Raw genomic sequence first — 13982 nt, forward strand, 5'->3', positions numbered from 1 at the left:
CCGCGGCTGGAGGACCTACCGGCTCGCCCTGAGGGCGCGGTCGAGGGCCTTCTTGCCGCCGACCACCGGGATCGTCACGCTGGTGTGATCGAGGTCGACGGTCAGTTCGGTGCCCGCTGCCGGCCAGAGCGTGAAGTCGCGATCGCTCGACATGATCATCACCGCGATCCGCTTGCCGGCCGGGATGACCTGATCGTCCGGTTCGAGGTCGAAGGTCAGGTCGACGAATTGACCGGGCACCAGCGGCGTCCCGTGCTCCAGACTGTGATAGTCGCCACCCGTCGTCAACTGCTTCCAGTTCTGCGGATCGGCCCAGCCCCGCGTGATGAGTGACGTGAGCGCCGTCGGCGCCTCCGTCCACGGCAACGACACCATCCACACCGAGAGATTGCCCGCCGGCTTGTTCAGCGCCATGCGGATGCGCACCTGCGTCGTCCCCGAGAGGTGGACCGCTTCGCTCAGGATCGGCGTGGCATAGATCAACCGATTGGGCGAATCTGCCGCCTTGGCCAACACCCCACCGCTGAATTCGACGTTGTCGACGAGCGTCTCGCGGCCCTGCCCGCCGCCGGGCTGCATGGCGAGCGTGCCCGCCGTCTTGCCGCCCCGACCGAGCCCCAGCGTCACCGCCTTGGCGTCGGGATTCGGGAAGTCGCGGTACGGTGTCGGCGCCTGCATCGACGCGCCTTCGCGCACGATGAACGCCTTCGGGTCGCGCTCGACGCCGTTGTCGATGCCGAAGAGATAGCGCGTGAACCAGCGGTTCATCAGCACCATCGGCGGTTCGCCGCCGTGGCCGCCCTGATGGTAGTACTGCTGGAGCGGCACCTTGTTGGCCTTGAGCACCTCGACGATGCGCTGGCTGTGTTCCGGCACGACGTTCCAGTCGTTGAAGGCGTGCGCCATCAGCGTCGCCGCGCGGATCGTGCCGGCCTTGGTGCGCAGGTCGCGATTGGCCCAGAATTCGTTGTTGTCGCCGGTGGTGCGATCACGGCCGGTGGCCATCATCCCGTCGCGATAGGTGGCATTGCAGTAGGGGCGCGTCGCCGGGTTGCCGCTGTTGACGAAGTCATAGAGGAAGTCGATGTCCTCGCCGAGCCAGCCGCCGGGGTGGCGCACCAGGCCGTGCGAGCGGTAGTAATGCCAGTAGGAGGTATTGGGTGCGACCGGAATGATCGCTTCGAGTCCCTCGACCCCGGTCGTCGCGGCCGCCACGGGGATGGTGCCGTTGTACGAGGTGCCGGTCATCCCGACCTTGCCGGTGGTCCAGGTGGCGCGGACCTCGTCGGTGCCCGTCGGCGTGGTGAAGCCCTTGGCGCGGCCGTTGAGCCAATCGATCACCGCCTTCGGTGCCAGTGCCTCAGGCGGCCCACCGACGGTGACACACCCTTGCGAGAGGCCGGTCCCCGGCGCCTCGGAGTGGACCACCGCGAAGCCGCGGGGGACCCACGTACGCACGAACGACGGCGAGATCATCGGCTTGCTCGGCACGTACTCGATCTGGGGCTGCGAGGTCCGCTTGGGCGGCGTCGCGCCGACCTCCTGCTTCACGTCCCAGAGAAACTGCCGCGCTCCCGACGTGCGCGAGTAGTAGGGCGACGACTCGTAGATCACCGGGACCTTGAGCCCTTCCGTCTCGGTCTGGCGCTGCCGCGTCACGTCGACGAACATCCGGTCGCGCTTCCCGTCGCCGTCCGAATCGAACTCGGTCTCGACCCAGAGGGTCTGGCGAATCCACTGGGTGGTGTCCGCGAAACCGGGGACGATCTGTGCCTGCCCCCCGATGAAGACCGGAACGGTCTTCGCCTGCTGGGCGGCGAGATTGGGGGCGAGGGCGAGCGTCGCGGCGAGGAGCGCGGCAGCGCGGCAGCGGGCGGGGCGAGGGGACATGGGCGTCACCGGGCGAAACGTGGGCCGAACAGGATTCTTACGGCGAGAGGTCCGACGGAGATAAGATAGGGGAGATTTTGCTGATGTCATCCGGAGCCACGGGGGGTCGCTGATGCTGCAGCTGTTGCTCTGGGCCGGTCTCAGCGGGCTCATCACCGTGGGCGTCGGCGTGGCGATCGTCGTGGTGAACCGCCGTCGCGAGCGCGAGGCGCTCGAACTTGCGATCCTCGAGGATGTGGCCGATCGGGTGGACGCGCTCGATGGCGTGGAGGATCGGCTGGCGCGCCTGAGCGATCGACTCGATGCCGCCGAACAGACCCTGTTGCCCCCACCGGAGCGCTGATGCATCGCCCTCGCCCTGCCTTCCTCGCGGCGTTGTTCCTCCTGGTCGCCTGCAGCGACACCGGCACCAGCGCCACGTACCAGGTCGCCGACAGCTACGAATCGGTGCAGGTCGGGCCGGTGCGCCGTTGGTATCGACTGCACATTCCCGACCATCCGGCGAAGGGGCCGAAGGCGCCGCTGATCCTCGCCTTCCACGGCTACGGCCAGACCTCCGAGACGCTGGAGCGGGTCACCGGTCTCAGCACCGCCGCGGATGCGGCCGGCGCGATCGTGGTGTACCCCGAGTCGTATTACAGCAGCTGGGATGTCACCGGAGAAGCGGAGGAACTCTTCCAGGTCCGCGACCTCGACTACGTTCGCGCCGTCATTGCGCAGGTGACGGCCGACCACGTGGTCGACCGAACCAAGATCGTTGCGGTCGGAATGTCGAACGGGGCGATGTTCGTGCAGCGGCTCGCCTGCGAGGCTTCCGATGCGATCGTCGGCTTCGTCGCCGTGGCGGGGATGTTGCTCCGCCCCATGGCGGCGACCTGCGATCCGCCGAGCCGCGTGTCGGCGATGTACATCCTCGGCGGCGACGACGCCGACTTCCCGTCGGCCGGGAACGCGGCACTGCTGTCGCTCGACAGCGGACTGGAGTTCTGGGCCGCGCGGAATGGTTGCGGAGGGGTGCAGACGACCGTGCTCCCGGACACGGCCCAGGACGGCACGCGTGCCACCAGGCGCAGCTATTCGGGCTGCGACGACGGCACGTCGGTGTCGCGGGTGCTGATCAGCGGGGCGGGCCACTCATGGCCGGGGCAGAGCAGCCCGCCGAATCCGGATGGGTGGGGGCGCACGTCGCGCAACTTCAATGCGACGCGCGCCGTGCTGGAGTTCGCGAAGAGCGTGCGGCGCTAGCGTCCGCCGGCCAGGTCGCGCCGCACCGTCAGCTTCTTCCCCTTGATGGTGCTGGCGCGGAGCGCGGCGATCACGTCGATGATCCGCTCCTCCGGCACTTCCACCAGCGAGAAGCGATCGGTGATTTCGATCGCGCCGATCTCGGCGGCCGGCATCTTCGCCTCGTTCACGATCGCGCCAACCAGGTCGGCGGGACGCAGGTTCTGCTTCCGTCCGGCACCGATGTAGATCCGCGACATCCCGGCCGCCTTCGCGCGCTTCTCGCGCGGCATCCCCTTCGGGGGCGTGGGCGGCGTCAGGTCCATCGCCTGGTCTTCCTTCGACCCGGCGCCAGGTCCGCGCTCGTGCGCCAGCTGGATCGCCGCCATCGCGATCTCCATCAGGTCGTGGTTTTCGCTCAGGCTCTCCACCACCACGCGGTACGCCTCGCTCTCGCCGGCGACGATCGCCTCGCTGATCGAGGTGGCCGTCAGCCCGATCCGCTTGGCCTGCACATCGAGGAAGGTCGGCAACTGCGCCATCGTGACACGCTGCCGCGTCGATGCCTCGATGTTGCGGAGGAGACGATGCTCGCGCGGTTCGACCAGCGTGATCGCCACCCCCTCGCGTCCGGCGCGCCCGGTGCGGCCGATGCGGTGGACGTACGCCGCCGGCGACTCGGGGACGTTGAAGTTGACGACGTGCGAGAGCTGGTCGATGTCGAGGCCACGCGCGGCGACGTCGGTCGCGACGAGCAGGTCGACGGCACCGCTGCGCGTCCGCTTCATCACCCGGTCGCGCGCCTCCTGCGTCATGCCGCCATGGAGCGCCTCGGCGCGGTAGCCGTGGCCGCCGAGTGTTTCGTGCAGCGAATCGACTTCGGTGCGCGTGCGGCAGAAGACCAGCGCCAGCGTCGGCGCCTCGAGGTCGAGGATGCGCCCCAGCGCGGCAATCTTCTGCGGCCGGGCCACGAGGTACGCGGTCTGCCGGACTTTCGGGGCTTCACCGGCCAACGGCTCGGTGCGGGCCACATTCACCCGCAGCGGATTGCTGAGGTGGCGCTCCGCGATCTTCGCGATGCGCGGCGGCAGCGTGGCCGAGAAGAGCGCGGTCTGACGCACCGCTGGTGCGGCGTCGAGAATCGACTCAAGCTCGTCGGCGAAGCCCATGTCCAGCATCTCGTCCGCTTCGTCGAGCACCACGGCCGTCAACCCGCCCAGGTCGAGCGTGCCGCGACGGATATGGTCGAGTGCGCGGCCAGGCGTGGCCGCGACGACGTGCACGCCGCGGCGGAGGATGCGGATCTGCTGGTCGAAGGCCTGGCCGCCATAGATCGGCACCACCGAGGTGCCGAGCGCCTTGCCGTAGCGGTGGAACGCCTCGGCCACCTGCATGGCGAGTTCGCGGGTCGGCACCAGCACCAGCAGTGCCGGACGGTTGGCGACCGGCGGGGTGCTGGCGAGCCGCTGCAACAGGGGCAAGGCAAAGGCGGCGGTCTTGCCGGTGCCGGTGGCCGCCTGGCCGAGGAGATCGCGCCCGGCCAGCAGGGCGGGAATCGATTCCGCCTGAATCGGGGTCGGCTCTTCGTAGCCGAGGGTGGTCAGTGCCTCGACCAGCGAAGCGGAGAGGCCGAGGTCCTTGAAAGTCGTCATTGCCAAAGATAGTCCCCGGGACCGCGGGCGCCGTGGGTGGACCTGCGCCCGTCGATCCGGCATTCTTCGGCGTCCGTCATCCCGCCACGAGGGGTCCCGTATGACTCGTCCCATCAGACTGGCTGTGCTTATTGCGCTGCTGGCGCCGCCACTGACCGCCCAGGCGCTGCCGAAGCCCGCTGCGGTGCGCCGGATTGCCGATTCGCTGGCAGCGGCGTTCGTGACCTCGGGCGGGGCGCCGAGCGTGGCCGTCGCGATGGTTCGCGGCACCGACACGCTCGCCTTCGGGGCCTGGGGGAAGGCCGATCTCGAGAACAGCGTCGCGGCGACGACACGATCGGTCTATCGGATCGGTTCGGTCACCAAGCAATTCACCGCCGCGGCCGTGATGCAGCTGGTGGAACAAGGGCGGATCGGAGTCGATGACTCGATCGGGGCGCAGCTGCCGACGCTCCCTGCGGCATGGCGCGGCGTCACCATCCGCCAGCTGCTGAACCACACCTCGGGCATCCCGTCCTACACCGATCTCGGGCAGCCGTGGTTCCGGCGCTTCGCGGAGGAGATGACCCCTGACACCCTGGTGGCGCTGACGGCGGCCAAGCCGCTCGATTTTGCGCCGGGCACCAAGTGGCAGTACAACAACACCGGCTACGTGATTCTTGGCATGCTGATCGAAAAGCTCACCGGGCATTCGTGGGCCACGGACATGCACGAGCGATTCGCGGTGCCGTACGGCCTCGACGACACGCAGGCCTGTCTCGCCACGCCGATCATCTATCGTCGGGCGCATGGCTATGAGCGCGAGAAGGCGGCATGGGTCAACACCATCTTCCTGCACATGTCACAGCCATACGCGGCCGGCTCGCTGTGCTCGACGATCGGCGACATGACCAAGTGGAATGTCGCGCTCCATGGCGGCAAGGTCGTCTCCGCGGCGTCATACGAGATGATGACCACACCGAGTGGAGCCGCCGCGAGCGGTGCGCTCCCCTACGGCTTCGGGCTGGGCCGCGCCATGATGGGGGAACGGGTGGTGATCACCCATGGGGGTGGCATACCGGGCTTCATCACCTCCAATGCCTGGATCCCGTCGCTGCAGCTCTCGATCACCGTGCTCACCAACTCCGGCTCCGCCAAGCCCGATGACTTGATGCGCATGCTGGCGCGCGCCGCCGTCGGGGCCCCCCTGGTCATGACGCCGCCCCCGGCGACCCCGAAGAAGCCGTGAACCAGCGGAGTCGGTGATGTTCAGTGGGATTCCTCCGAGACGTGTCCGTGCCTGCTGCCTCGTGCTGGCGCTGGCCTGTCCCTTCGCCGCCGGCCGGGCGCAGGGAGCGGCGCCACTGTTGGCCCCCGAGATGCGGGTACCGATCCGCCTCGACGAACGACTGCCGCTCCGGATGGCGGGCGCCGGCCTGCCGGAGGAATTGGCGCCGATCCTCGGGGTGCGCGAGGACTCGCTGCGGCGCACACCGCGCGGCGTGTTCTATGATGACGTCGTGGTCGGGAGTGGTGAGGAAGTACGGCGGGGCGACAGCGTGGCAGTGCATTTCGTCAGCTACCTCGCCGACGGGTTGCCAGTCACCAAGTCGGCGAAGGAGCCGTTTCGGTTCCGGCTGGGCACCGGGCGGGTGGTCGACGGCTGGGAGGACGGGCTGGTGGGAATGCGGACCGGCGGCCACCGGATGCTGGTGATCCCCGCCGCCCTCGGCTATGGGGCCAAGGGGAGTGGCCCGATCCCGCCCAATGCGACACTGGTCTTTGACGTGATGGTGGTGGAACGGAAGTGACGCACGGGCACTGGCGGCCGGCTACTCCGGCGTGACCATCGCGTGAATCGTCACCAGTTCGAGGACGCGGAGCGAGCGGCGCATCGTCGGCAGCTGCAGGGTCACTTCCTCACCGACCTCACGGTCCTTGAGGGCACGACCGAGGGGTGACGCCAGGGAGATGTGCCCGGCGTCGATGTCCATCATCTCGGCGAGGACCAGGGTGTACTCCTCGATCTCACCGCTGCCGACATCCTCGACCTTCACCTTGGAGCCGAGGCCGACCTTGTTCAGCGGGGCTTCGGTGTCGGCCAGCTGGGAGAGCTGGTTGAGGCGCTGGTGGAGCTGGCCCAGGCGGGCCTGGACGAACTGCTGCCGCTCGAGAGCCGACTTGTACTCGGAGTTCTCGCGGAGATCGCCCATTTCGACGGCGGTCGCGATGGCCTGCGGCAGGGTCACGGCGAGCTCATGGCTCAATTCCGAGATCTCCTTGCCGAGCTTCTCCCGCATTTCACGAATCATTCGGACGTCCGGGCAACAGTAGAACAGGCGGCCCACCCAGCGCGGAGCGCCAGGTGGACCGAAAAGACAAGCCGAAATGTAGCCCCCTCCTCCCCAAAGGGTAAGAACGGGGGAGCGCTCCCACCAATCGAGGTTTCCCATGCGTGTCGTGGCACTCTTGCTGGCGCTCGCGGCCTGTGCCCATGCGGCACCACAGGCCACCCAGCCCAACACTGCGGTCCAGGTGGTCGCCGCTGACTCGCTGGCCCGGCGCCAGCTGGTGGCCGTCGCCCAGGTGGCCCCCTCGATCCGCCAGGAGGTGCGTTACGCCTCCCGGAACAACTTCACTGGTGAAGTATTACCAGGCTATGGAGCTGCGGTGGTCCTGCTTCGGCGCGAGGCCGCCGAGGCACTCGGCCGGGTGCAGGCCCGGCTCGCCGCGAAGGGGCTGGGGCTCAAGATCTGGGACGGCTACCGACCGGTCCGGGCGACCCTGGCGATGGTGGCCTGGTGTGAACGGACCGGGCAGACCAAGCTGCTCGACGACGGCTATATCGCGAGGCGTTCCCGCCACAATCAAGGGGTCGCGGTTGATCTGACCCTCGTGGAACTAGCCTCCGGACGCGAATTCGATATGGGAACACCATTTGATGAGTTCTCCGCCCGATCGCACACCGCCAACGCGACCGATACGGTCGCGGCCAATCGGCAGCTGCTGGTGCAGGCGATGGCGGCCGAGGGATTCACCAATTACGTCGACGAATGGTGGCATTTCTCGTTCGGCGTGACTGATGCCGTCCCGTACGACCTGCCCCTTGAGCGGTGGTAGCGGTCGGAATTCCTTGATTCCGACCTACCCCGTAGGTATTCTGTCCCCGCTCAGAATGCCATCGTGCCCGTGTTCATTTGCTGGTTGGACCCGTAGCCAGGATGCACCCTTGATCCGACACCTGCGCATTTCGTCGCGGCGTCACCTCCCTCTGCTCCTCCTCGGCCTGGTCGCCGTCACCCTGACTGGGTGCCTCGACGCCAGCCAATATCCCCAGTCGACGCTGACGCCGAAGGGCGACTACGCGGAGATGGTGGACAAACTCTTCCGAACGACGCTCTGGCTTGCGACGCTGGTCTTCATCATCGTCGAGGCGGGATTGCTGTGGGCGATCTTCAAGTTCCGCGGCAAGCCGGACGACCCCGAGCCGAAGCAGGTGCACGGCAGCACGACGGTGGAGATCATCTGGACCGTGATCCCGGCGCTGGTGCTGGCGGTCGTCGCGGTGCCGACGGTGCAGACGATTTTCGAAACGGCGAAGGTGCCGGCAGCCTCGCCGGATGGCCAGGCGCCGCTCCGGGTGGATGTGGTGGGCCACCAGTGGTGGTGGGAGTTCCGCTACCCGGAGCTCGGCATCACCACGGCCAACCAGTTGCATGTGCCGGTGGGGCGGACGGTTGACCTCCGGATGAAGACGGTCGACGTGCTCCACTCGTTCTGGATTCCGCAGTTCGCCGGGAAGCGCGACGTCTTCCCGAACCGCGAGACGCGGCTCTGGTTCACGGCGAAGGAGACGGGCGCGTTCCCCGGGGCGTGCGCCGAGTTCTGCGGCATCCAGCACGGCCGGATGGACTTCTACGTGATGGTGAACACGCCCGAGGAGTTCGCCGGGTGGGTTGCCACGCGCCAGACCGACTCGCTGCTCGGGCCGACGGGGCTGCCGAAGCCGGCGCCGACGCCGGTGGTCGACAGCACGGCGAAGGCCGGCAAGGGTGACGTGGTGGTGGCCGCCGCGCCGGCGGTGCCAGTGGCGCCGGCCGCAATGACGGACCCGAAGGTCGCCGAGGGCGAGAAGTACTTCGCCACGAAGGGTTGCATCGGTTGCCACTCTCTCAACTCCGTCGGTGCGCCGAAGGGGATGATCGGACCGAACCTGGCGGGCATCGGCGTGCGGAAGAACATCGCCGGTGGTTGGCTGCCGAACACCGACGAGAACCTGCACCGCTGGATCAAGACCCCGCAGCTGGTGAAGTCCGGGGTGCTGATGCAGGTGCCCGAGATGACCGACGCCGAGGTGGACGCGCTCGTCGCGTACCTCCGCACCAAGCAGTAGGAGGAGACCATCATGGCCACATCCGTCCTCGAGCAGACCCACGTCGCCAAGCGGGGCACGCTCGCCTCCTGGCTCACGACCGTCGACCACAAGAAGATCGGCATCCTCTATGGTGCGTCGGCGTTCCTCTTCTTCCTGATCGGCGGCATCGAAGCGCTGATCATCCGGACCCAGCTGGCGCGCCCGGACGCGACGCTCGTCTCGCCGGAGTTCTACAACCAGCTGTTCACGATGCACGGCACCACGATGATCTTCCTCGGGGTGATGCCGCTCAGCGCGATGTTCTTCAACTTCTTCATCCCGCTGCTGATCGGCGCGCGGGACGTCGCCTTCCCGCGCCTCAACGCGATGTCGCTCTGGGTCTTCATCCTGGGCGGCCTCTTCATGAACTTCTCGTTCCTGATGAACGCGGCGCCGAACGGCGGCTGGTTCGGCTACGCGCCGCTCTCCTCCCGGCAGTACTCGCCGGGGCTGAACATGGACTTCTGGGTCATCGGCCTGCAGATCCTGGGCATCGCCTCGCTGGCGGCCGGCGTGAACTTCTTCACGACCATCCTGAACATGCGCGCGCGCGGCATGACGCTGATGCGGATGCCGATGTTCGTGTGGACGACGCTGATCACGCAGATCCTGGTGCTGCTGTCGTTCCCGGTGATCACCGTCGCGCTGATCCTCCTGATGGTGGACCGCACCTTCGGCGCCTCGTTCTTCTCGGTGGGTGGCGGCGGCGACCCGATGCTGTGGCAGCACCTCTTCTGGGTGTTCGGCCATCCCGAGGTCTACATCCTGATCCTGCCGGCGTTCGGCATCATCTCCGAGATCCTGCCGGTCTTCTCGCGGAAGCCGCTCTTCGGCTACAGCGCGATGGTCTTCTCGAGCGCGTTCATCGCCTTCCTCGGCTTCGGGGTGTGGTCGCACCACATGTTCTCCACCGGGATGGGGCCGCTCGCGGACACCTTCTTCTCGCTGGCGACGATGCTGATCGCGATCCCGACCGGCGTGAAGATCTTCAACTGGATCGGCACGCTCTGGGGCGGCTCGCTCCAGTTCAAGACGCCGATGCTGTTCGCCCTCGGCTTCATCGCGATGTTCATCACCGGCGGGCTGTCCGGCGTGATGCACTCGGTGGCGCCGGCCGACCTGCAGCAGACCGACACCTACTTCGTCGTGGCCCACTTCCACTACGTCCTCTTCGGCGGCTCGATCTTCGCGCTGACGGCCGGGGCGTACTACTGGTGGCCGAAGATGTTCGGCACGATGCTGAACGAGACGATCGGCAAGTGGCACTTCTGGCTGATGCTGGCCGGCTTCAACCTGACCTTCTTCCCGATGCACTTCGCGGGGCTGCTCGGGATGCCGCGCCGGATCTACACCTACCCGGCCGGGCTCGGCTTCGAGCTCTTCAACATGATGGCGACCGTCGGCGCGTTCCTGCTGGCGTTCTCGATCCTGGTCTTCATGTACAACATGTGGGTCACCGTTCGCCGCAACGTGCCGGCGCCGGCCGATCCGTGGGGCGGCGCCACCCTGGAGTGGACCATCCCGTCGCCGCCGCAGGAATGGAACTTCACGGTGGAGCCGGTCGTCGCCGAGCGTGACCCGGTCTGGGCGATGAAGCGCGCGGCCGGGGTGCGGACCTTGCCGGAGCCGACCCTCGACAGCGGCAAGGGGATTCACCTGCCGGGGCCGTCGTGGTGGCCGCTCGTGGTCGCCGTCGGCATCCTGGTCTTCTTCATCGGCTTCATGGTGAAGCACAGCTACGCGTTCCCGTTCGGGCCGATCACCATCGTCGGTTTCCTGCTCACCGCCGTCGGCATCTTCAAGTGGGCGTATGAAGCCCCTGATGCCAACGCCCCCAAGCACTGAGGACGTGTCCACGATGAGCAGCGCGACGCTTGCCCACGACGAGACCCACGACGCCCATGAGGGGCACCACACGTCGTTTCCGATCGACAATCGGAAGCTGGCGATCTGGAGCTTCATCGGGTCGGAATGCCTCTTCTTCGCGACCCTGATTTCGACGTTCCTGATCTACAAGGACAGCCACCCGAAGGGGCCGGGGCCGAAGGACATCTTCGAAGTCCCGCTCGTGACCGGTGGTACCGCGGTCCTCCTCTTCTCGTCGTTCTTCGTCGTGATGGCGCTGAACGGGGCGCAGGAAGGGAACCGGAAGAAGATGCTCGGCTGGCTGGCCGCCACGATCGGCTGCGGCCTCTTCTTCATGGGGATGCAGGTCTACGAGTTCTCGCACTTCTACCACGAGGGGCTGGGATACACCACCAACCTCTTCGGGACCTCGTTCTACACGCTGACCGGCTTCCACGGCACCCACGTCGCCATCGGGACGCTGTGGCTGATCACGGTCTTCAAGGATGCGGTCAAGGGGAACCTCCCGCCGGCGAAGGCGCTCAACCTCGAGCTCGCCGCGCTGTACTGGCACTTCGTCGACGTCGTGTGGATCATCATCTTCCCGGTGGTCTATCTCATGAGCCTGAGGTCCTGAGCGATGGCTTCTCACGCTGCTGCCGCCCATGGCGGGCACACGCCGACCAGCTCGGCGAAGTACGTCCAGATCGCCGTCATTCTCTTCACGCTGACGGCGCTGGAAGTGCTCCTCTACGAGGCCTGCTTCGGCGGGCTCAAGGACGCCGGGAATGGCCGGCGCCCTCTCGCCCTGGTTCGTCGAACTGCTGCTCGGCCTCTCGGCGCTGAAGTTCTGGTTCGTGGCGATGTTCTACATGCACCTGAAGCAGGACACCAAGGTGCTCCAGGTGGTCTTCGGCTTCTCGCTGGTGATCGCCGTCGTGGTGATCTCGGCGCTCTTCGTGCTCTTCGCGTACAACCGCGGCCTCTGGTGGTTCACGGCGCCCTGGTAGCAAGACGGCGAACAGCGAACGACGATCGGTCGGCTCCGTGATGGAGTCGACCGTTTTTTGTGCGCCACAGTGTCGTAGAAATCCCACAACACATTGCGCCGTTTTTCAACTGTTGCGTCCGCGATGCAAACCGTTGGAACGAGTCCCCATCTTTGGGAGGATGTCGGCGATGGGCTGATCTCTATCTTCTTGATTGGTAATAAGTTATGGCGTGATCATTTCTTGGCATCACTCCTGCTTGGGTGGGGAACACGAAGCCCCATCCTTCCCCTCTGCTGCGGCAGGAGATTCCGAAATGCGCTTGAACTATCTGTATTCCCTCGTGGCCATCACGGCGCTGGTTTCGCCGGCGTCGGCCCAGACGATCATCAAGGACAATACGTCGCCGGTGTCCGTGACGTCCATCTCGGATTACACCACCGAGTTCGACAAGATCGGCGGGATGAAGGTGTCGTGGACGCTCAGCCCGAGCGGCGGGTCGTCGGCGATCTGGGGCGACATCTCCGCCGCGTCCGGCATCAGCGGCGCCTGGGGCATCTGGACCAACAACCTCAAGATCTGGGGCGCCTCCTCCACCGATACCTTCGGCGATGATGTCTGGAATTTCTGGGGCGACGGCGTCGCTTCGGTCACGATGGAAGCGCTTCTCGGCAACGGCGTCTTCGACGTGTTGACCTGCAGCAACTCGCCGTGCAGCACCGAGAACAGCGCCTCGGGGAAGGAGTTCAACTGGAAGGGCACCGGGCCGGACAGCCGCGTGACCTATTCCAACCCGATCGCCGTCTCCCCGAACGCCTTCATCGCTGACCTCTACGGCACGCTGAAGATCGAGTTCGGCAGCTACGAGGAGAGTTGCCCCGCGGGCTATTCGTCCTACAACAACACCTGCAAGCAGAAGGTCTACGATACCTCCTGCTCCAACGGTTACGCGTACAACAGCAACAGCAACAAGTGCGTCAACACCCGCTACTACTGGCTCCAGTACACTCCTGACTACAGCTGGGTCTACACCGACCCGATCACGTCCTGGGTTCCGGCCAGCTTCGGCAGCAACAAGTGCGACGGGAACAAGGACCCGCGCTACAATCAGTCGGGCAACAACGACAACACCAAGTGCCTCGAGCAGTTCTCGCAGGACATGGACAACCTCGGCCTTGATCAGCCGGGCGGCCCGCAGGATGTCGTGCCGGAGCCGGCCACGATGACGCTCCTTGCCACCGGCCTGATCGGAATGGCCGCGGCGCGCCGCCGGAAGCAGGCCGCGAAGTAACCCTTCGCCGCCGATGGACCACAGAAGAGGCCGACTCCCGCAGGAGTCGGCCTCTTCTGTGCTTGGCCCAGGCGCGGCGGTTGGACTACATCCGCCCAGCGACCCCCGCCACCGTCGTCGCGACCCACCCCGCCTCGCCCGCCGTGAGGTCGAACTCCTCAACCATCTCCTCGAAGCGGCGCAGGTCGAAGGGGACCGGCGGCAGCGCGGCATAGCTCGGGAATTCGCCCTGGATTGGACAGACGTTCTCCAGCACCTCGTCGTCACGCGTCAGCATCGCGAGACCGGTCATCCGGCAGGTCGCCGGACGGTGCGCGTAGATGAGACAGCCCCCCTCGGGGCCGAGCGCTGGGCAGGGGAGGGTGCGCAACGCCTCACAAAGCGCATCGAACGACGCCTCGTCCACCCCGTCGACGTCCCAGGGCGGCCCCCACCCCTCGATCAGTTCCCGGTACCGCGCCACCTGCGCCTCGGCGCGTTCCCTGACGCCCGTGCGGACCGCATCCGGCAGCGCGGCGAGTCCCTCCGCCACCAGCGCCGCATCGGCGGGCGAGATGTCGAACGGGCCATGGCAGCACGCCGTACAGCCGCTGCGGCAGGGGACCACATCGGGCCCAGCCGCGGCGACGCCACGCGCGAACCACTGATCGAGAACCGGGAGGAGCGCGCGGTAGTGGGAGGGAATCATCGCCGCGCTC

Annotated in this window: 14 protein-coding genes; 10 read left to right on the top strand and 4 right to left on the bottom strand. The window is 66.8% G+C overall.

The window, feature by feature from the left end; genetic code table 11:
* Positions 1–15: 15 nt before the first annotated feature.
* Positions 16–1890 carry a Xaa-Pro dipeptidyl-peptidase gene (locus IPP98_11510; GenBank protein MBL0179737.1) on the bottom strand — a complete coding sequence of 625 codons (1875 nt, stop codon included), beginning with the start codon at positions 1888–1890 and terminating at the stop codon, positions 16–18.
* A 112-nt stretch (positions 1891–2002) separates the two neighbouring features.
* On the opposite strand from IPP98_11510, the gene IPP98_11515 reads away from it, so the two are divergent.
* Positions 2003–2233: a hypothetical protein gene (locus IPP98_11515; protein ID MBL0179738.1), complete on the top strand. Its 231-nt coding sequence runs from the start codon at positions 2003–2005 to the stop codon at positions 2231–2233.
* Positions 2233–3135 (top strand): hypothetical protein, encoded by a 903-nt coding sequence (locus IPP98_11520; GenBank protein MBL0179739.1) that lies wholly within the window; start codon positions 2233–2235, stop codon positions 3133–3135. Before IPP98_11515 ends, IPP98_11520 begins: the two co-directional genes overlap by 1 nt.
* Here IPP98_11520 and IPP98_11525 read toward each other — a convergent pair.
* Positions 3132–4766, bottom strand: coding sequence for a DEAD/DEAH box helicase (locus tag IPP98_11525; GenBank protein ID MBL0179740.1), 1635 nt, complete (start codon positions 4764–4766; stop codon positions 3132–3134). The two genes, IPP98_11520 and IPP98_11525, sit on opposite strands and share 4 nt — an antisense overlap.
* Before the next feature lie 100 nt (positions 4767–4866).
* Here IPP98_11525 and IPP98_11530 point away from each other — a divergent pair, with 100 nt between their 5' ends.
* Positions 4867–5994, top strand: coding sequence for a beta-lactamase family protein (locus IPP98_11530; protein ID MBL0179741.1), 1128 nt, complete (start codon positions 4867–4869; stop codon positions 5992–5994).
* Positions 5995–6166: 172 nt separating this feature from the next.
* Complete coding sequence (locus tag IPP98_11535) at positions 6167–6556, top strand: FKBP-type peptidyl-prolyl cis-trans isomerase (GenBank protein ID MBL0179742.1); 390 nt, start codon at positions 6167–6169, stop codon at positions 6554–6556.
* Between the two features lie 21 nt (positions 6557–6577).
* On the opposite strand, the gene IPP98_11540 is transcribed toward IPP98_11535, so the two are convergent.
* Positions 6578–7057 (bottom strand): GreA/GreB family elongation factor, encoded by a 480-nt coding sequence (locus IPP98_11540; protein MBL0179743.1) that lies wholly within the window; start codon positions 7055–7057, stop codon positions 6578–6580.
* Between the two features lie 139 nt (positions 7058–7196).
* Between IPP98_11540 and IPP98_11545 the strand changes: the two genes are divergently transcribed.
* The 6 genes from IPP98_11545 to IPP98_11570 all read left to right on the top strand — a co-directional run bounded on the left by IPP98_11545 (position 7197) and on the right by IPP98_11570 (position 13284).
* Positions 7197–7865 carry a D-alanyl-D-alanine carboxypeptidase family protein gene (locus IPP98_11545; GenBank protein MBL0179744.1) on the top strand — a complete coding sequence of 223 codons (669 nt, stop codon included), beginning with the start codon at positions 7197–7199 and terminating at the stop codon, positions 7863–7865.
* Positions 7866–7974: 109 nt separating this feature from the next.
* On the top strand, positions 7975–9138 hold the full coding sequence (coxB, locus tag IPP98_11550; GenBank protein MBL0179745.1) for a cytochrome c oxidase subunit II: 1164 nt from the start codon (positions 7975–7977) through the stop codon (positions 9136–9138).
* Between the two features lie 12 nt (positions 9139–9150).
* Complete coding sequence (gene ctaD / locus IPP98_11555; GenBank protein MBL0179746.1) at positions 9151–11004, top strand: cytochrome c oxidase subunit I; 1854 nt, start codon at positions 9151–9153, stop codon at positions 11002–11004.
* Positions 10982–11641: a cytochrome c oxidase subunit 3 gene (locus tag IPP98_11560; protein MBL0179747.1), complete on the top strand. Its 660-nt coding sequence runs from the start codon at positions 10982–10984 to the stop codon at positions 11639–11641. Before ctaD ends, IPP98_11560 begins: the two co-directional genes overlap by 23 nt.
* Positions 11642–11792: 151 nt before the next feature.
* The gene (locus IPP98_11565) at positions 11793–12014 is read left to right on the top strand and encodes a hypothetical protein (GenBank protein ID MBL0179748.1); all 222 of its coding nucleotides are present in this window, start codon (positions 11793–11795) and stop codon (positions 12012–12014) included.
* Between the two features lie 295 nt (positions 12015–12309).
* On the top strand, positions 12310–13284 hold the full coding sequence (locus tag IPP98_11570; GenBank protein MBL0179749.1) for a PEP-CTERM sorting domain-containing protein: 975 nt from the start codon (positions 12310–12312) through the stop codon (positions 13282–13284).
* A gap of 85 nt (positions 13285–13369) precedes the next feature.
* Here the strand turns inward: IPP98_11570 and IPP98_11575 are convergent, their stop codons facing one another.
* Complete coding sequence (locus tag IPP98_11575; GenBank protein ID MBL0179750.1) at positions 13370–13972, bottom strand: YkgJ family cysteine cluster protein; 603 nt, start codon at positions 13970–13972, stop codon at positions 13370–13372.
* Positions 13973–13982 lie beyond the last annotated feature (10 nt).

Source organism: Gemmatimonadota bacterium (assembly GCA_016720805.1).
In the GTDB taxonomy this organism is placed as follows: Bacteria; Gemmatimonadota; Gemmatimonadetes; order Gemmatimonadales; family GWC2-71-9; genus Palsa-1233.